This window comes from Spirulina major PCC 6313, assembly GCF_001890765.1.
In the GTDB taxonomy this organism is placed as follows: Bacteria; Cyanobacteriota; Cyanobacteriia; order Cyanobacteriales; family Spirulinaceae; genus Spirulina; species Spirulina major.
The window spans coordinates 3872750-3891390 of record NZ_KV878783.1; the positions used below are offsets into that span (position 1 = coordinate 3872750).

14 protein-coding genes are annotated in these 18641 nt (G+C 54.2%); 5 read left to right on the forward strand and 9 right to left on the reverse strand.

Annotation, left to right across the window (positions count from 1 at the left end):
• Positions 1-20 precede the first annotated feature (20 nt).
• Positions 21-1424 (forward strand): adenylate/guanylate cyclase domain-containing protein, encoded by a 1404-nt coding sequence (locus tag SPI6313_RS17125; protein WP_072622083.1) that lies wholly within the window; start codon positions 21-23, stop codon positions 1422-1424.
• 3 nt (positions 1425-1427) lie between these two features.
• Entirely contained in the window at positions 1428-2321 is an 894-nt protein-coding gene (locus SPI6313_RS17130) for an alpha/beta fold hydrolase (protein ID WP_072622084.1), read from the forward strand.
• 124 nt (positions 2322-2445) lie between these two features.
• Here SPI6313_RS17130 and SPI6313_RS17135 read toward each other — a convergent pair whose 3' ends face one another.
• The gene (locus SPI6313_RS17135) at positions 2446-2625 is read right to left on the reverse strand and encodes a hypothetical protein (protein ID WP_072622085.1); all 180 of its coding nucleotides are present in this window, start codon (positions 2623-2625) and stop codon (positions 2446-2448) included.
• A 381-nt stretch (positions 2626-3006) separates the two neighbouring features.
• Here SPI6313_RS17135 and SPI6313_RS17140 point away from each other — a divergent pair, with 381 nt between their 5' ends.
• Both SPI6313_RS17140 and SPI6313_RS17145 read left to right on the forward strand, forming a co-directional pair.
• The gene (locus SPI6313_RS17140) at positions 3007-4437 is read left to right on the forward strand and encodes a DUF3370 domain-containing protein (protein WP_072622086.1); all 1431 of its coding nucleotides are present in this window, start codon (positions 3007-3009) and stop codon (positions 4435-4437) included.
• 42 nt (positions 4438-4479) lie between these two features.
• Positions 4480-5610: a glycosyltransferase gene (locus SPI6313_RS17145; protein ID WP_139276687.1), complete on the forward strand. Its 1131-nt coding sequence runs from the start codon at positions 4480-4482 to the stop codon at positions 5608-5610.
• Between the two features lie 554 nt (positions 5611-6164).
• Here SPI6313_RS17145 and SPI6313_RS17150 read toward each other — a convergent pair.
• From SPI6313_RS17150 to fbp, 7 genes are all read right to left on the reverse strand, one after another.
• Complete coding sequence (locus SPI6313_RS17150) at positions 6165-7553, reverse strand: NAD-dependent malic enzyme (RefSeq protein WP_072622088.1); 1389 nt, start codon at positions 7551-7553, stop codon at positions 6165-6167.
• Between the two features lie 93 nt (positions 7554-7646).
• Entirely contained in the window at positions 7647-8840 is a 1194-nt protein-coding gene (locus SPI6313_RS17155) for a DNA double-strand break repair nuclease NurA (RefSeq protein WP_072622089.1), read from the reverse strand.
• A 486-nt stretch (positions 8841-9326) separates the two neighbouring features.
• Complete coding sequence (locus SPI6313_RS17160) at positions 9327-11495, reverse strand: cache domain-containing protein (RefSeq protein ID WP_084669087.1); 2169 nt, start codon at positions 11493-11495, stop codon at positions 9327-9329.
• 777 nt (positions 11496-12272) lie between these two features.
• Positions 12273-13655 carry a glucose-6-phosphate dehydrogenase assembly protein OpcA gene (opcA, locus tag SPI6313_RS17165; RefSeq protein ID WP_072623203.1) on the reverse strand — a complete coding sequence of 461 codons (1383 nt, stop codon included), beginning with the start codon at positions 13653-13655 and terminating at the stop codon, positions 12273-12275.
• Positions 13656-13791: 136 nt separating this feature from the next.
• Positions 13792-15321: a glucose-6-phosphate dehydrogenase gene (gene zwf, locus SPI6313_RS17170; protein WP_072622091.1), complete on the reverse strand. Its 1530-nt coding sequence runs from the start codon at positions 15319-15321 to the stop codon at positions 13792-13794.
• Positions 15322-15386: 65 nt separating this feature from the next.
• Positions 15387-16538, reverse strand: a complete 1152-nt coding sequence (tal, locus tag SPI6313_RS17175) for a transaldolase (protein WP_072622092.1) — start codon at positions 16536-16538, stop codon at positions 15387-15389.
• Between the two features lie 88 nt (positions 16539-16626).
• Positions 16627-17694, reverse strand: a complete 1068-nt coding sequence (gene fbp / locus SPI6313_RS17180; protein ID WP_072622093.1) for a class 1 fructose-bisphosphatase — start codon at positions 17692-17694, stop codon at positions 16627-16629.
• A 191-nt stretch (positions 17695-17885) separates the two neighbouring features.
• Between fbp and SPI6313_RS17185 the strand changes: the two genes are divergently transcribed.
• A complete protein-coding gene (locus SPI6313_RS17185; RefSeq protein ID WP_072622094.1) occupies positions 17886-18080 on the forward strand; it encodes a hypothetical protein in 195 nt (64 codons plus the stop codon).
• Positions 18081-18200: 120 nt separating this feature from the next.
• Here SPI6313_RS17185 and SPI6313_RS17190 read toward each other — a convergent pair whose 3' ends face one another.
• Entirely contained in the window at positions 18201-18419 is a 219-nt protein-coding gene (locus SPI6313_RS17190; protein WP_072622095.1) for a DUF4327 family protein, read from the reverse strand.
• Between the last annotated feature and the right edge of the window lie 222 nt (positions 18420-18641).

Sequence of the window (18641 nt, forward strand, 5' to 3'; positions counted from 1 at the left end):
CTCTGTTTTGCTGCACTTCCATGGCTTACCCCGCATTGCTCACCCTCCTATCCCGCACCCTGCGCCGGATTTTGAGTGCCCTAGAACAGCGATCGCTCGCCCCCGATCACACCTATGAGCAATGGCAATACAGCTTTTTTCGGCGGCGGCTGTTTCTGGTGTTCGCCATTTCCCTGACCATTCTGTTTTGCATGACCACGCCCCGATTGGTGCAGAACATGATTACCAGTCAGCCCCTCCCCGGCTGGTGGTTTACGGATCTTTGGGTTGAAATCAGCTTAATTACAAACCTCATTCTGCTGCGCTTGAGCCACCAAAATTGGCAGATTAATCTCATTTTTCTGGGCTATTCTGGCTCGATTAACCTAGTGGAACAACTGGCCGAAGCGGCCATGGGGGGGCGGCAATTTGATATTTTAGATGACTTTTTTAACTGGGTGCTGGTCTTCTTTTTGCAATCCACCTTAATTCCGGTGCGATGGCAGTTGCATGGTTTATGTCATCTCCTCACCTATGGCCTGTATTTTGCGATTAAATGTGCGTTTGCGATCGCCACCGGACGCATGGTGATGTGGTATCCGGAAGAGTGGACTTCGCCGCCGAGTTGGATTTTTACGCTGAGTATGGTGTCCTTTGTGGCGACGCTGTCGGTGTATTTATTTGAACGCACGGCCAAAGCGGAATTTGCGGCCCAAACGGAAATTCGCCGCGCTTATCAAAAACTCACCATTGAACAGGAGCGATCGGAAGGATTACTGCGCAATATTTTGCCCGATCGCATCGCTTGCCGCCTCAAAAATGACCACCAAACGATCGCCGATACCTTTTCTGATACGACGGTTCTATTTGCGGATATTGTGGGGTTTACGGAGCTATCGAGTCAGATTTCCGCCCATGATCTCGTTGAACTTTTGAACAGTATTTTTTCGCGATTTGATCAGCTTGCAGCCCACCATAATCTAGAAAAAATCAAAACCATTGGGGATGCCTATTTAGTCGTAGCCGGTTTACCCAATCCCCGCGAGGATCATAGTGACGTGATGGCAGAAATGGCCCTAGATATGCAGCGGGTTTTAGTGGAGTTGAATGGGGAAACGGGACGGGATTTAAGCCTGCGGATTGGGATTCATTCCGGGACGGTGGTGGCGGGGGTGATTGGCTTAACGAAGTTTGCCTATGATATTTGGGGGGATACGGTGAACACGGCGAGTCGGATGGAATCCCATGGTGTGCCGGGAAAAATTCAAGTTTCGGAGGTGGTTTATCATCAGTTAGCGGCGCGTTACGATCTTGAGGCACGGGGGATGATCGCGATTAAAGGGAAAGGCGAGATGATGACGTATTTTTTACGATCGCGCCGCTACGAGTTGCCCCCCGCCGCCGCTCCCCAAATTGCCCCGCCCCAATCCCTACATCACGATTGAATCATGAATTCTCTCTTGCAATTTCAACCGCCGGGCTTTGGCCCCCGCACGATCGTCACCTCCCTCGGTGCGATGACCTACTACACCCAAACCGGGGCCCCCTGGCCGCGAGACGGCCAGCGATCGCCCCTCCTGTTTCTCCATAGTTTCGGCGGGGGTGCGTCGGCCTATGAATGGTCGCAGGTATATAGCGCCCTGGCGATGGACTATGAAATCATCGCGCCGGATCTGATCGGCTGGGGGGCATCGAGTCGCCCGGAACGGTGCTACAGTCCGGCGGATTATGAGGGGATGATCCTCGCATTGATCGCGGCGGTGACGACCGAACCGATCGCGATCGCCGCCTCTTCGATCACCGGAGCTTTGGCGGTGCGGGTGGCAAATCAAGCCCCGGCACAGGTGCGATCGCTGTTCCTTGTCTGCCCGTCGGGGTTTCGGGATTTTGCCGAGGCCAGCCCGCGCCGCCTGCCCGTGGAGGTGATCAACCTCCCCGGTCTTGACCAAGTGCTTTACACCCTCGGCGCGACGACGGAATGGGCGGTGCGCAATGCGTTGGAAAATTTTCTCTTTGCCGATCGCGATCGCATCACCCCGGAAATGGTGGCCGCCTACCTCACCGCTGCGACTCAACCCCGCGCCGCTGTGGCCGCCCTCGCTTTTTTACGCGGCGATCTTTACTTCGATTTAGCCGCCGATATCCCCGCCCTCACCGTCCCTACTACCTTTGTTTGGGGGGCGCGATCGCGCTTCAGCCCCGTCGCGATTGGTCGTCGTTTGGCCGCCTTGAATCCGGGGGCGATCGCCGCCCTGCACACCATCCCCAAGACTGGCGTGCTGCCCCACCTCGAACAGCCCAGCCTCGTCGCTGCCCTCCTCCGCTCCTGGCTCACCGCCTGATCTTTCGATGATCCCCGCGTCGCTGAGGGGGGCGATCGTCCAAAACAACGACGACCGCCCCAAAGAGCGATCGCCAGAGTCACAAAAAAGCAAAGGATGAATCTTAAACGGGGGGGATATCGCCTTAGCGATCGCAACCCGCACCGACGGCCTGACGAGATTTCAGGGTTTGCAACTGCTGGATGAGCATTTCCACTTCGGCTTCGAGATGGAGATACTTTAACTGTTGATCAGGATTGTAGGCTCGGACATTAGCCTTCACGGCATCACTATCAAGCTGGGGTAAAGAGGCAGGTTGCATCATGTTTTAAAGTTAGTTATATATACTTACTCACACCATCATGGAATTGTAGCCTGAACTGTCTCATTCGTTGTAACAAATGTGGCGTTTTTAAAATTGGTTCTGAGGAACAGGCGTACAGGACGAAGTGCGATCGCGCCCTCTCCCCATCCCATCGAGATTTGAATTCCTGATCAAACACCCAACGAAAAAAAATCACCCAGGCTGAAAGACAACGCGAGTCTTGTGGTATCTTCAGCACAGGCTACATCAGGTTACGATCGTTATCACCCTACTCTCCAAAACCGCCCTGAAACGCCGACCAACCGGGTGCAAACAGTTGGTGTTAGATTAATTTAAGCAAATTACCCACTGACATTGAACGCGAGGAGAAGCGATCCTTAAATGCTGCCATTGATGTATCCTGTTTTGCTCGCTCAAGCGCCCGCTGCCTTCGTATCCCCTGCACCGCCCGCACAACGATACATAGTTGAACAGCAGGATGTTCGGCCCCTGCCGGGACAACTCGATAATATTCCGGTCTTCAATAGTAATAGCCCAGAAGTCATCGAAGGGGCGGGTATCCTCCTCTCCACCTTTCCCCGCAGCGGCACAACCCACCCCCACGCCCACCTCAATCAAACCTTAGAGGGTCGTTTCGACTTTTTCTCCCACCACATTTCTCGGCCCGCAGGGGAAAAGCTCACCCTTTACCAAGGGGTGCTGGTTTACAATGCTTCGTCTCGTCCGGTCACGCTCCAGGTGCATCAAGCGGTGAGTTATCTTAACTCCCACGATGCCCCATTCATTGACTTGCCCGCCCAACTCGAAGACCCCTATGGCTCGATTTATTCTGGGCCCGGATCTCGCCTCGCGGGGGATGTGATTCGTGGTGTTAATCAACCCTATTTTCCTAGTCAACTGGTGCTCCGGCCCCGGGAACTGCGGATGTTAGCGGTGATGCCGATTCCGGTGAGTAGTGCGCGATCGACCTTGATGCGGCTTGAAAGTAGTGGGCCGGTGTATATGGCAAATTTGGCACTCTACGAAATGCCCGAATATACGTCCGTGCTCGATCTAAACGATCCCACCAATGAAGAACCCGTCACGAAAGTCACCTATAACCCACCCACAATGCGGGATTGGCAAAATCTCTTAACCCAGGGACGATTGGCTACACCGCGCGATCGCGCCCCGTCCAATTCGACGGAACGCTATATCTATGGCCGTGTTGCCGGGATTTCTGTGGGATCAGAATGGAACGCCACCCTGACCGATCAACCCAATGGCAACACCTTAACCATCCCCCAACCGGGCGAATCCTTTTCCTACCCCCTCAGTACCACCGACACCGGAACCCACGGCACGGATCAAATTCAAAGTGCGCCGATGCTCGTGCGCTACTCCGATACGGCCTTGCGGGCCCATGGCAATTATGCGGTGCATTACAACCTCAAATTGCCCCTTCATAACGATACGAACCGGACGCAAACGGTCTTTGTTACCGTCCAAACCCCATTAAAGAAAAGCCACCTCGACGATCGCCTTGTGTTTCTCAATCCCCCTGAAGATCGGATCTTTTTCCGGGGTTCCGTCCGTCTCCGGTATCGGGATGATTTCGGTCGGGATCAAGAACGCTATTTTCATTTGGTGCAGAGGCAGGGACAACGGGCGGAACCGTTGATTGAGGTGCGTTTACGGCCGGGCGATCGCCGCGATGTCCAAGTGGATTTCCTCTATCCTCCCGATGCTACGCCCCCCCAAGTGCTCACCGTCAGCACCCTAGGGCGACGAAATTTAGCCATCGAATCGCCCTCCCCTAACCCGCCGCAATAGCCGCGCCCTTTTCTCCCTCAATCTTGGCCGCTTGTTCTGCCCATGCGACAGATTCACCTCTGGGTTCCGAATATTTTTGAGTTTCGGGGTGGGATTCAGGCCTATTCTGGGTTTTTGCTCCAGGGTCTCCAAACGCAGTATCCCACCCTCACGATCCGGGTGTTTTTGAAGCACGATCGCACTCCCCCCGCTGCGGCCGCCAAGACCCATTTTCAAGGTGCAGGATGGTGGCCCCTCTGGATGCGGACTTGGGTCTATGGGCTGCAATTGCTGTGGGGTTGTGTGCGGCATCGTCCCGATCTGATTATTGCGACCCATACGAATTTTGCGCCGCTGGGGGCGATGGTTCAGCGGTGGTTGGGGGTGCGGTTTTGGGCGGTGGCCCATGGGATTGAGGTGTGGGGCTTGGGGGAGGGGGTGCTGTTGCGGAGTTTGGCCCAAACGGAGCGGATTTTGGCGGTGAGTCACTATACCCGCGATCGCTTCCTCGCCGAACAACCCCACCTCGACCCGACGCGGATCACGGTGCTGCCGAACACATTCGACAGCGATCGCTTTTATCCCGCCCCCAAACCGCCCGCATTGCTGCACCAATATCGCCTGAAGCCAGAGCAGCCCGTGATCCTAACGGTGGCGCGATTGGATGCAACCCAGGCCTATAAAGGCTATGACCAGATTTTGCGGGCATTGCCTCAGGTGCGTTCAGTGATTCCGGCGGTGCGCTATGTGCTGGTGGGGAAGGGGAGCGATCGCGCCCGTGTGGAGGCGTTGATCGCACGGTTGGGGCTGGAGGAGGTGGTGATCTTGGCGGGGTTTGTGCCCGATTCGGCCTTGGTGGCCCATTATCACCTGTGCGATTTGTTTGCGATGCCCAGTCGGGGGGAGGGGTTTGGCATTGTCTATCTGGAGGCGATCGCCTGCGGAAAACCCACCCTAGGGGGCAATCAGGACGGGGCGATCGATGCGCTGAACGGGGGCGAGTTGGGGGTTTTGGTGAATCCCGATGATGTGGATGCGATCGCCCAAGCCATGATCCGCATCCTCACCCAGACCGAACCCCATCCCCTACTCTACAATTCCGCCGCCCTCCGCCAAGCCGTGATCAAAACCTACGGCTTTACAGCCTTTACCCACACGTTGACGGATCTGATCGAGGGGGCAGGGAGCGGATGACGGTTAAACATTCAATCCAGTCTTGAGCGGATTCCAGGCAGGGTAACGCCTGCCAGTTTCAGACTCGCAGCGAGCTAGAAGGTTGCAGCGAGCTAGAAGGTTGCAGCGAGCTAGAAGCTCGCACTACAGAGGATTTTAGGTAGTAGTAGTGTGAGCCTCTGGCTCACTGCGGCCAAATCTAGAGCAGCGAGCGAGAAGCTCGCACTACAGAGGATTTTAGGTAGTAGTAGTGTGAGCCTCTGGCTCACTGCGGCCAAATCTAGAGCAGCGAGCGAGAAGCTCGCACTACAGAGGATTTTAGGTAGTAGTAGTGTGAGCCTCTGGCTCACTGCGGCCAAATCTAGAGCAGCGAGCTAGAAGGTTGCACTACAGAGGATTTTAGGTAGTAGTGTGAGCCTCTGGCTCACTGCGGCCAAATCTAGAGCAGCGAGCTAGAGGCTCACTGCGGTCAAATCTAGAGCAGCAAGCGAGAGGCTCACTGCGGCCAAATCTAGAGCAACGAGCGAGAGGCTCACTGCGGCCAAATCTAGAGCAGCCAGTTCCAGAGGGCGGGGCTATTCGCGGCTGACCCCATCTTCGCGGGCGGCTTGTTTGACCGAGGCGGCGACGGCAGGGGCAACCCGGTCATCAAAGACGGAGGGGATAATCTGTTCTGGGTTGAGGTCTTGGGGGGGAACGAGGGATGCGATCGCCGCCGCCGCCTCTAGACACATCCGGCTCGTAATTTCTCGCGCTCGGCAATCCAACGCCCCGCGAAAAATCCCCGGAAACGCCAAAACATTATTAATTTGGTTCGCGTAGTCGCTGCGCCCCGTCGCCATCACCGTCACCAGATCCCGCACCAACTCCGGCTGAATCTCCGGAATTGGGTTCGCCATCGCAAACACAATCGGGTCAGGATTCATTGTCTTCACCATTTCCGGCGTGAGCACCCCCGGCACACTCAAGCCAATAAACACATCCGCCCCCTGCATGGCATCGGCTAAGGTTCCCTTGGCCTCAACAGCGAATTCTTTTTTTTCTGGGGTGAGGTCGCGATCGCGCGACAAAATGCCCTGTGAATCGCACATCCAGAGGGTTTTCGCCCCCGCTTGGCGAATCAGACGCGCCACCGCAACCCCGGCCGCTCCCGCCCCATTGAAAATAATTTTCACCTGATCGATGGATTTATTCACCACCTTGAGGGCATTGTAGAGAGCCGCGAGGGTGACGATCGCCGTGCCATGTTGGTCATCGTGGAACACGGGAATATCTAGTTCCGCCCGCAGCCGTCGTTCAATCTCAAAGCAGCGCGGCGAGCTAATATCTTCTAAATTGATCCCACCAAAGACCGGGGAAATGTGTTTCACCGTGGTGATAATTTCTTCCGTGTCTTGGGTCGCCAAACAGATCGGAAACGCATCCACGCCGCCAAATTCTTTAAAGAGCAGGGCTTTGCCTTCCATGACGGGTAACGCCCCTTCCGGGCCCAGATTTCCCAAACCCAACACGGCACTGCCATCACTGACGATCGCCACCATGTTACTTTTCACCGTCAGGTTAAACACTTGGGACGGGTCATCGGCGATCGCTTTCGACACACGCCCCACACCAGGGGTATAAGCCATCGCCAAGGTCGCTTGTTCCTTCAGCCCGATCCGGCTTTCAACGCAAATTTTGCCCCCTTGGTGGAGTTCAAAGGTGCGATCGGATACCTTGAGCACCGTCACATCGGGCAGGGCTTTAATCGCTGCCACTAAACAATCCGCATGATCCGTACTCGACGCATCCACAATAAATTCGCGCACCGATTGCGTCCGGCTTTGGGTGATGAGGCGAATATGGCCAATATTGCCCCCACTGGTGGCGATCGCATTGGTCACGGCCGCCAGTTGGCCGGGTTGATTGAAGAGTTCCACCTGAATTGTCAGACTAAAACTGGGATTGGGGGTCAGTTGAGTCATAAATGTACCTGTCAGACAAAGGAAAGTAAGATTATCCCCCATCCCACCAGATTCCAGCCGATCACCATAGACTTTTTTCACCTTCTCCAGCGGTCAGGCGATACTGCCGCGTTTGCGGGCTTCTTTGTAGGACGTGCCAACATTTTTTAAACCAGCCCGGAGCATTTGCTGTTCCAAGAGGGCGAAAAAGCGAGCGCGATCGCCCCCTCGCACCACCGCCATATTATGGGACTCCGCCAAGGCCACCGGGTAGCCGTAGCCCTTATGCACCTGCGCCAACATCATCCCCAAAGCTTGGTCAAAGAGGGCGCGATCGTCCGCCACCCAGCGCGGCACTTCCACCCGCGCCACCTCTGCCCCCACATGGACATAGCAAAAATAAATTTGCAAATGTTCCGGGTATTGGTCGAGGATTTTCGCCGAACTGCGCCAGAGGGTGCTACGCTGTCCCGGTTCGAGGAGCGTCGTCCAGAGGGTAGTATCGCGGATCGGGTCGATCACCTGACAGGGGAGGCGATCGCTCTCCTGGCTGCACTGCTTCACACAGTCCTGAGTATCAAACGGGCACGCCGCCAACCGCAGCAAATTCGTCGCCTCCCCGCTTCGGGACGAACTGAGATACCCCATCAACGGAATCCGCGCCTGATAGAGGGTATCCCACGCCGCCAGCAGCGGCGGTAACAGTTGCTCCCGCGCCTCACTGGGCATCGCCTCCAAAAACCAATAGATCAACGACCCATCCACCATCGCCAAATTGGGGTCATGGTGCGCCCCCGGCGGGTTCACCCAGCGGCAGGCCATTTCCGCTAAGCGTTCCGCTTCGGCCACGGTGCGGCGATGGCCCATCCATTCTTCGGTGCGGATGCCCCATTGTCGCGACACATAGAGATCTTCGGCCTTGTAATACACTTCGGGGCTGTTGTCGAGGAGGGGGTGGAGGCTTTGGCCGTAGTGGAGCATGACGCGGCCAATGTTAACGAGGTAGCAGTAGGCGATCTCGTGGTGAGACGGGGCGATTTGGGAGCCGTCGGTGGCGAATACAGTGTGGCGGGGCGGCGGTGGGGGAATCAGTTGCGCGGTGCTGAGGGGTTCGAGGGGGGTGGCGGTGGCGAAGAGGAGGCGATCGCGCCATTGCTCCTGACGGCGCAACCAATCCGCCTGCGCCCCCTCCACCCGTTGAAAGAGTTCAAGGGCCCGCGTCAGGCGAATTTGACTCGCCTTCGCCTCTTGGTTGAGGTGTTGACTAATCGCGGGCATTTTTCCCGCCAACTTCGTGAGATCCAGCATGGGCACATCCTCAAGGAGCCAACCGCCCCTATTGTAAGCACCGATGGAGTGAGCTTGCGTTGGACTGAGCAAAGCCAACGTCTCAGCCTCCACTCTTCCTCTAGGAGGACTCCCAACACATAATGATCCAAAGCGGGCAGGATGCCCGCGCTACGGGAGTTAGAGGTAGTACAGGCATCTTGCCTGTCCCTCACATTCAACGTGGATGATTTTTTTGCTTGCAACACTCTAGTGTCGTGACACGTTTTAATGAGTTTGTTACGGTGGATTGTTAAATCACAGTTATAGCCTATATTTTAGCCACTTAACGCCCCCTAGATAAAGCCTCATTTTAGCTTTGTCTGAGCACTAGTGCCGCGACATGGCTTAATTAGTGATCATCTTGTAATCGATGAAACCCTGATTCGGTGGGCAGTACCTACCCTAGGCGAGATTTTTCTGACCTCCTTTTTAGCCCTGTCAGTCTACTAGGATCTGGACTGGGTGTTATTGATAACTCTCCGTCTTAACGGAGTGGGGATTCTCGTTTCTAGAACCCGTGGGCAATCCAGGGGCAGTGGTGTGGGCGGTGTCATTCCCATTCATTACCACGGGAACAGTGAGTTCAAAGTAAAATTGGTGGCTCTGTCCGGCGGTGGTGATCTGGAGTTGGCTGTCCATCAAGATCAGCAGTTGGCGGCTGATGATGAGACCAAGATCATTAGCGAGGAGGTCGGGGAGGCGATCGCGCATCGGCTCCGCTGAAACAACCATCGTTGGGTAGTGCTGCGGTTCCAGTTCAATCCCCCGATCATCCAGGTGAAACCGGAGGGTAATCTGAGGGGTGGAATCTTGGGACTGTTCTCCACGCTGTCGCCAGTCTCGGCCCTCCAACCCCAGCACCTCCGTCACCGAAAAATAGACAGTGCCACGGGTAATCACCTTCACCGCACTACTCACCACATTAACCAATACTTGCTGAAGTCGCCGTTCATCCACGGAAATGGCAATGGGCAAGGTGGCGGGCCCATAGGACACAAACTCTAACCCCTTGTGAGCCGTGTGCATCTGCAAGAGGGCGGAGAGTTCGCTTAAAAAAGAGGCTAGGTTTGTGGTGCGGGGTTCTAAGTCGAGTTGATGGGCGGTAATTTGAGCGAGATCCAGGGTGGTATTGATTAAGCCCAGGAGGTTAACGCCACAGTTGTAAATGGTTTGGAGGGTGTGTTGCTGTTGGGGCGAGAGGGTGGCATCCTGTTGCAAGGTTTGGGTATGGCTGAGGATAGCGTTGAGGGGAGTGCAAAAGTCATGGGTCATGCTGGCGAAAAATTCGCTTTTGGCCTGGCTGGCCTGTTCGGCGATTTCTTTGGCGGCGGCGAGTTCGGCGGTGCGCTCCGCCACCCGTTTTTCCAAGTTGAGGAACGAAATGCGCAATTGTTTCGCCATTTGGTTAAAGCTGGCGGCGAGGGTGCGAACTTCGCGGGTGGGGTAGTGGGGTGAAACGGTGGGGGTGAAATCGCCGCTGGCGAGGCGTTGGGCGGCGAGGTTGAGGTGAGCAATGGGGGCGGCAATGGTGCGAGCGGTGAGAATGCCGAGGAGGGCAGCGATCGCTAATGCAATTCCACAAAGCACAATGGTATTACGGGTGTTGGCATTGATTTGGGCCATAAAATCCGATTCCGGCATCACCACCACAATCAGCCAATCGAGACTATCCCCCACAGCAATCGGCACAACCTGGACAAACTGCCGTTCGCCCGCCAAGTCATAGGTAAAGCGCAGCGGCGCGTTGAGGGTCAAGGTACTACCCACCTGTCTGATTAATTCGTCGGTGGTCTTTTGAATACTGGGCTGGCTGCTGCGACGTGCCGCCAGTCGTTGCGATTCATCCTCTGGAGTTTGGGCCTCAATTAACGGTTTTTCCTCCGTTGATGAACCGATCAATGATCCGGACGATTGCTCCAGGATGAAGGTGGTGCCATGGGATGAACCGGGCACAGAGCGCAGAAAATCACTAATGCCCTTGAGCATATAGTCCACCCCCAGCACCCCTAAGGGACGACCTGCATTATCAAAAATGGGATGGGTGGCCGAGATTCCGAGCTTGCCATCAACGAAAAGATAAACCTCTTGCCAATCCGGTTGACGACGGGCGATCGCATCTTGATACCAATCCCGCTGCCGGGGATCATAATTAGGCTCACTTTTGAGAAACTCTGTCCGTTGCCCTTGACTATTCGTTTTCCAAATTTGAAAACTTCCCGGTTGGAAATTCGCGGTCATTTCTAACGTCAAGCCGTCCTGTTCTCGCCCTGCCCCCACATATCCCCCTTGCTCACTGCCGAAATAGATATATTGCACCGATTCATAAACCCTGATTTGTTGCCAAAAACGGCGGGCGAGTTCTTGAGGATTATCGGCTGTTAAGACATCTAATCGAAATGATTCGGCATTGAAGGCATTAATTTCAACGGGCTTTTCTAAATAGTTTTCAAGGTGTTGTTGGATGCGATCGCTCACTTCACCCTGAAGTTGTTCCGCTAGCTCATGAACTGCTTTTTCACCATTTCTTAAGGAAAACCATCCCGTCAAACCAACAGCGATTAAAATCTCGATTAAAAATGGAACAATCAATGAAAATCGGAGCGATAATCCTCGTGAGGGTAGTAGCTGGGGCATGGTTTTAATCGTTAAATATCCGCAATTTAGGCATCAATCTATCCCTCATCCTGAATGATTAAATTCAGTTGCACTGAAAACGTCTGCTGTTGGGGCTATTTTAGGATTATATTGTAGTGATTTTAGGACTATTCTGCGGTATGTTCAGAGTGAACAGAATCAATCTAACGGGAAGAATAGAACGATCCGCAAAAATACTTGCAGTTTACGGATAATGCTGATCCCCGGTGAACTGACAAAATTAGCCAGATCCCGGCAAGCCCTCACCCTAGGGGAGAGGGAACTGGAAAAATGGATCGGCTCCCCTTGCCCTCTGGGAGGTTGGGGGTGAGGGCGATCAACTTTTGTCAATCAACCAGTGCTGATCCATCACGTGCAAATGTTGACCTAGTGGACAGTCAAATGTTTATTGACGGATAGCCAAAGTCCACAATTCTTGCCTGGAGGCTTTTGCAGAAATAATTTACCCGTCACTGTCTTTTTGACTCAGCACTAGCCTGCATTGGCTTTCCCGGATCAGGGCAGCGAGCTAGAAGCTCGCACTACAGAGGATGACAGCAATGGGAGGGTGAGCCTCTGGCTCACTCCTGCTATCGAGAATGCATAGGTGTGCTATCGTTTGGCTCCCCCGGATCAGGGCAGCGAGCTAGAAGCTCGCACGACACAAGCTCAACGCAATGGTAGTGTGAGCCTCCCGCTCACTGATCCAACATTTGACCCCAATCCTCTCATGTAGGGGATACACGATGGATTGAGGATCAGGAGTGCGATCGCGCCTTAATGTTCCGTTAAGTCATCCGGGGCCAACTGCAAAATCTTATGGGTCAGCAGCATACTCTCGTTGTAAAGCACCTCTTGCCCCCAGCGTTGCAACTGTTGGCCCAAAAGCTGCTCTGTCTTTTGATCGGTGAGAGACGACACTTGATTAATCCGCAGGGATTGCGCACCGCCCCCAGCTTCCATCCGCATACAGCCCGTCGTTTCCGAACAAAGCACCGTCCCACAATCCGCCTTCGGGTTACTCGAAGCTAATTTGAGACTAATTAAATCCCCCGGAATCTCGCCCCAGTCCGCCGTTGGAATGCCGGCGAGTTCCACTTCAACGGTGCGGTTATGTTTCCCCGTCAGTTGAATCCGGCGAATATCATAATCACCGCCCTCGTAGTGGTAGCTCACCGGAGTCCATTGCAAGCGACTGGCCAACCACCCCAAAAACATTAACGCCTGGGAAGGATTGCCTTTTTCGTAGTCGATCACCACTTGATCCACTTCCCAAATATGGTTACGGCGTTCCGGGGGATCAAAGGCCTCGGCACTCAACTCTTGCCAAGGGGCTAACCGCCGCCAGTTCAGATCCGCAATCACCAAACGTTGATCAATGAGTTGCCCCAAGTTTTCTAAGTCCGCTTCCGGGTGACTGAAGCTGCTTGAATCCACAATTAAGCTGTCGCAGTCTTGGGTGAGACGTTCAAAGAGGTCAAAGTCTAGGTGTGGGGTCGCTTTCCACCAGATAAATTTCGGGAGGTCTTGGATCATCAACGCGGAGATCACACCGCCGATCCGTTCGAGGGCGTTGGCTGTACCGCGCAGGGTGATGTATTCGCAACAGACGAGGGTGCTGCCGCTGCGTTTTTGAATCGGGCAATAGGCGGAAACTTGGGCGGTGACCCCTTCATCCTCACCGACGGTGGGACAGAGGGTAATGATCCGGCAGGGGTTGGAGGCAGCGATCGCATCCGCAATCCCCACCCCCTCCAAATCCGGCGCATATTGGGCCGCCGTGCGCAAATTTTCCGGCGTTTGCTTATCACGAGCGATCAACTGACTAAACTCCGCCTGGAGTCGCTTGACCAAGGCCTGATCTGCTTGGCCCGTCACCTCAAACCCATAGGACTTTTGCGCCGCTTTAATCGCCGCTTTCGTCCGCGCCCCATTAATCCCGTCAATGGGCCCCGTATAAAACCCCAATGCCGACAAATAATGCTGCGTCCCGTCCGGCTCATAGACCAGAAAACTAAACGTCGTCGCCCGTGTGGCCGCGACACCGTCCTCACCTGTGGCATAACTTTGCCAGATTTCCCGTAAGGATGCCTCAATTTCATCAATCGAGACATCTTTCGGAGCCTGAAGCGGAACTAACGGAGGGGAAGAGGTCTGCATAATCATGATCCCTATCGGTTTTCAAACAGTGAATAGTGAACAAACAAGACAAAACAGAATTGGGTCGGGTGAACATTACCCACGAGAGCACAGGCCAAGAAATAACAGAAGGCGGGCCATTACCCACCAGAGTGATTTACAACCTGCGCCAATGACGGCCATCCCGGTTCATCAACAATTCCGCTTCCGGCGGCTGCCAGGTTCCCGCCTCATATTGAGGAATCGTACTCGGATCGGCCGGTGCTTCCCACGCACTCAAGGCAGGCGTAACCACACGCCATGCTTCCTCGACTTCATCAGCGCGGGTAAACAGGGTTTGATCCCCCAACATCGCATCCAATAACAGGCGGTGATAGGCATCAGCGGTTTGCATCCCAAAGGACGAGCCATAGCTGAAATCCATATCCACCGTCCGCGTCCGCAAGTCCGGCCCCGGCATCTTCGCTTCAAACCGCAGCGCGATCCCCTCATTGGGTTGAATCCGCATCGCTAAGATATTTTGGTTCGCCTGTTGAGCAGCGGATTTAAAAATGAGCAACGGCACTTCTTTAAATTGGATCGCAATTTCCGTCACCTTCTTCGGCAATCGCTTCCCGGTGCGGAGGTAGAACGGCACCCCCTTCCACCGCCAATTGTCGATCATCAACTTCATGGCCACAAAGGTGGGATTCAGGGATTCGGGGTTGACGTTGGCTTCTTCGCGATAGCCCGGAATCGGTTGGCCCTTCATCCAACCGGCACTATATTGCCCGCGAATCGCCGATCGCTCCAAATTATGCACATCCGCCAAATGCATCGCCTGCAACACCTTCACCTTCTCGTTGCGGATTGCGTCCGCTTCGAGGGAGTTGGGCGGCTCCATGGCGGTAATCGCCAAAATTTGCATCAGGTGGTTTTGCACCATATCCCGCAACGCCCCGGAGGTTTCGTAATAGCCGGCCCGGTCTTCTACGCCCACGGTTTCCGCTACGGTGATTTGCACATGATCGACAAATTGCCGATTCCAGAGCGGCTCAAAAATGGCGTTGGCAAAGCGAAATACGAGGATATTCTGTACGGTTTCTTTGCCGAGGTAATGGTCAATCCGGTAGACCTGTTCTTCGCGGCAGACTTCTTGGACGACACGGTTAAGGGATTTGGCAGTGCCGAGATCTTTCCCAAAGGGTTTTTCAATCACGACGCGGGTTTTCACGGGGTCGCTAATCATCCCGGCGGCTCCGAGGTTGCGGAGACCGGGTTTAAAAAAGCCCGGTGAGACGGCAAGGTAAAAGACGCGATTGCCCCGTGTTTTCCGGGTTTCGTCGAGTTCAGCGAGGAAGGTTTTCAGTTTTTGGTAGCTGTCTTGCTGATCCATGTTGCCGGAGCAGTAGAAGAGGCCCTTGGCGAAGTCTTCCCAGGCTTCTTCACTGCCGATCCCAGTGCCGAATTGCTCAACGCCTTCGCGCATCTGTTCCCGAAAATAGTCATGGCTCCATTCCCGGCGGGCAACGCCGACAATGGTCACTTCTGGGGGTAGTCGGCGTTCCTGCTTGAGTTGATAGAGGGCGGGAACGAGTTTGCGCTGGGTGAGATCGCCCGAAGCTCCGAAGATCGTGATGATTAAGGGTTCGGGGGTGCGTTCTTGTTGCAGTCCGATGCGCAGGGGATTGTCAAGTAATGTAACCATGCTGATTGGGATGGATGGGACGGGGGAGGGTGGGCGGGAGGAGACGAATCTCCCGCCGCGCCGGGTTAGGGGACGGGGGCAAGCTGATCAACTTTGGCAGCGAGGGAATCCATCAGGGATTCAAAGGGTTTGACGAATTTGTCGATGCCTTCGGCTAAGAGTTCGTCCATGACGGCATCAAGGTCGATCGCCACGTCGGGATCGGCAAGGGTCGCGATCGCACCTTCGGCCGTGCTTAAGTCCGTTTCGATCCGGTTCGCCGGGTCGCAGTGGTCGGCGCAGGCTTCGATGGTGTTGGGGGGCAGGGTGTTGACGGTGTTGGGCCCGACGAGTTCATCCACGTACATCACATCGCTGTAGGTGGGGTTTTTGGTGCTGGTGCTGGCCCAAAGCAGGCGTTGCACAGTCGCGCCTTGCGCTACGAGGGCTTGCCAGCGATCGCTACTGAAAATCTCTTTGTATTTTTGATAGGCGATCTTGGCATTGGCGATCGCAATTTTGCCCTTCAATCCCTGCAATTTCGCTGCGGTGGCCTCATCCACCCCAGCGGCAAGTTTGGCATCAAGGCGATCGTCAATATTGCTATCGATCCGGCTGAGGAAGAAACTCGCCACAGACTTAATCGAGCCAATCTCGTGGCCCGCTGCGGCCCGCTGTTCAAGACCCGCAATATAAGCCCACGCCGTCTCAATGTAGCTCTGCACCGAAAAGAGCAGCGTCACATTGACACTGATCCCCGCTGCGATCGTCGCCGTCACGGCGGGCAACCCTTCCGGCGTGCCAGGGATTTTGATCATCACATTCTCGCGGCCGATCGCCTCGGCATAGCGCCGGGCCTCGCGGATGGTGGTGTCGGTATCTTTGGCGATCGTCGGCGGGACTTCAATACTCACATAGCCGTCTTGACCCTCCGTGGCATCATAGACCGGCTTGAAAATATCGCAGGCGGCTCGAATATCGTCAAACACAAGGGATTCATAAATCTCCGTGATTGATTTTCCGGCTTTGATCCCCGCCGCAATATCCGCGTCGTAGATTTTGTTGCCCGCGATCGCTTTTTCAAAAATAGCCGGATTAGAGGTAATCCCACAGATGCCCCGTGAGGCAATCAACTCCTTAAGCTGCCCGGATGCGATTAAATCTCGGCTGAGATTATCCATCCAGATACTTTGGCCATAGTCTTTAGCGATCGCCAAAATAGGGTTAGTAATGGTCATTGGGTCAATACTCCTGGTCATAACAATGCGACATCGATAGTTAAGATCTCTGCGATGGTGTCGAACAGAGAATCGTTAAACTCTGAAATTACGGGCGATCGCGGTTCGCCCGATCTTGAATAAAAGATTCCACTAACTGCACATCCTCCTGGGAACCGATGATCAGCGGTGTGCGTTGATGTAATTCACTGGGAACCACATCCATCAATGGGCCGAGTCCAGTGCTGGCTCGTCCCCCTGCCTGCTCAATCAAGTAGGCCAAGGGAGCCGATTCATACAGCAAGCGTAACTTACCATCCGGTTTGCTCCGTGTTCCCGGATACAGAAATACCCCCCCTTGCATTAAGATTCGGTGAATATCTCCCACCAACGCGCCACTGTAGCGAGCCGTGTATCCTTCATGGCGATGGACGTAGCGAATGTAATCCCGGAGGGAATCTTCCCAGGCCCAGAAATTCCCTTCATTGACGCTGTACACCGGGCCATGTTCGGGAATCTTGACATATTCCTCCGCGAGAATAAATTCGCCTAAACTGGGGTCGAGGAAGAACGAATGCACCCCATCGCCGACGGAATACACCAGCACCGTTGCCGGGCCGTAGAGCATATAGCCCGCTGCAATTTGCTTGTGGCCGTTTTGAAGTAGATCCGTGGCTTTGCCATCGAGGTCATCACCTTCCTGCTGCCGGATTGAGAAAATTGACCCAACATTGAGGTTAATGTCTACATTGGAGGAGCCATCAATGGGGTCGTAAAGTAGGGTGTAGCGACCAATGGGGCAGTTTTCCGGAATGTAGTAGGGGTCTTCCATTTCTTCCGAGGCGAGGCGACAGATCAGGCCACTCTGCTTGAACACGGAGATAAACACCTCATTGGCATACCAATCCATCCGCTTGACGGATTCACCTTGGACATTCACATCACCGGTAAACCCCAAAGCATTAGCCATGAGTCCGGCCTGACTAAGCCGCCGGGAAATTAATTTCGCGGCGAGGCCGAGGCGATTCATGATGGCACTGATGTCTTGGGCTTCGGGGGCCAGTAATGACGAGGCCTTGCCGGTTTTCATCAGTTGCTGAAGCACATGGCGAGATAGGGTGGTACAGTCTCGATCGAGAGTCTGATGGGGGGATGTGGAACTTTCTGTTGCGACCATGGATGGCCCTCCGTTACAGCCTGAGGATAGAAACAGTCCATCGGCCCGCCCTCAACTTAATGGGGGAGAGTTATGGCCTTCTACCTCATGTCCCATGATAGGAAGTCCCTCGGCGAACCCCCACAAGCTTCATACTCTTTCAAGAAAATTGATGAAGCGATCGCCGTTGTTTAAGGGTTGTCGTAAGAGTCGTGACCGTGTGGAAATCTGGGGATCAAGACGGGGGCCAGCCCGGTGCAGCGCATTATGCAGCAGGGATGGCGGTGTATTTTTTGGGGGATCTATCTCTGCGATCGCATCTCCTCATCCCGACGATCCATGAAATACCCAGCGTCCCAAGGGGTTCAGGTTTCAAAAAAAAGGCCGCGATCGTGGCCTTTTTTTGAAATTAAATTGAATTAACTTGCCATGGGATCACATTCGATCATTATGGTATTGATGCTTAATGCAGAGATACATTACCACTTCTTATCTATGCAATGGAGTGATCCCAGCATTACAACGCTTTAATCTTCATCCCAGGCTTCCACGAGGAGAATTTCACTGACGGGATCTTGCATCGAAAAGCCAAACTCAAGGAGTTCATGCTTCCAGAAGCTCCAATCGTCGCCGTAGAGGAACGCAATTTTCCAAATATTATCGCCCGGCTTGAGGATATTGGAATCCACCAATGAGCGCACTTTGCGTTGTAACTTCACCATCGGGTGAGCAACTTGTTGAGTCATACGCTTTCTTTCAGTTTTATTGAGGTAGTGGTTTTAAATGTTGTCCTGTTGTCTCCCATGCTGACAATTTTCACGAGGGGGAGACCCTAAAGAAGTGAGGTTCACTGCATATTTATCTATCTTAAAGTGGTGCCAATGTGCAAGACCTGGGGGTGAAATGACGTAAATGTTTAGATTGTCTTAAGATTTGGGCGATCGCTCCCAGAGCAACATGACACGTTT

Bases quoted from the DNA above. Each gene is read 5' to 3' on its own strand.
- SPI6313_RS17125 (WP_072622083.1), top strand. From the start codon at position 21: ATGGCTTACCCCGCATTGCTCACCCTCCTATCCCGCACCCTGCGCCGG.
- SPI6313_RS17130 (WP_072622084.1), top strand. From the start codon at position 1,428: ATGAATTCTCTCTTGCAATTTCAACCGCCGGGCTTTGGCCCCCGCACG.
- SPI6313_RS17135 (WP_072622085.1), bottom strand. From the start codon at position 2,625: ATGATGCAACCTGCCTCTTTACCCCAGCTTGATAGTGATGCCGTGAAG.
- SPI6313_RS17140 (WP_072622086.1), top strand. From the start codon at position 3,007: ATGCTGCCATTGATGTATCCTGTTTTGCTCGCTCAAGCGCCCGCTGCC.
- SPI6313_RS17145 (WP_139276687.1), top strand. From the start codon at position 4,480: ATGCGACAGATTCACCTCTGGGTTCCGAATATTTTTGAGTTTCGGGGT.
- SPI6313_RS17150 (WP_072622088.1), bottom strand. From the start codon at position 7,553: ATGACTCAACTGACCCCCAATCCCAGTTTTAGTCTGACAATTCAGGTG.
- SPI6313_RS17155 (WP_072622089.1), bottom strand. From the start codon at position 8,840: ATGCTGGATCTCACGAAGTTGGCGGGAAAAATGCCCGCGATTAGTCAA.
- SPI6313_RS17160 (WP_084669087.1), bottom strand. From the start codon at position 11,495: ATGCCCCAGCTACTACCCTCACGAGGATTATCGCTCCGATTTTCATTG.
- opcA (WP_072623203.1), bottom strand. From the start codon at position 13,655: ATGCAGACCTCTTCCCCTCCGTTAGTTCCGCTTCAGGCTCCGAAAGAT.
- zwf (WP_072622091.1), bottom strand. From the start codon at position 15,321: ATGGTTACATTACTTGACAATCCCCTGCGCATCGGACTGCAACAAGAA.
- tal (WP_072622092.1), bottom strand. From the start codon at position 16,538: ATGACCATTACTAACCCTATTTTGGCGATCGCTAAAGACTATGGCCAA.
- fbp (WP_072622093.1), bottom strand. From the start codon at position 17,694: ATGGTCGCAACAGAAAGTTCCACATCCCCCCATCAGACTCTCGATCGA.
- SPI6313_RS17190 (WP_072622095.1), bottom strand. From the start codon at position 18,419: ATGACTCAACAAGTTGCTCACCCGATGGTGAAGTTACAACGCAAAGTG.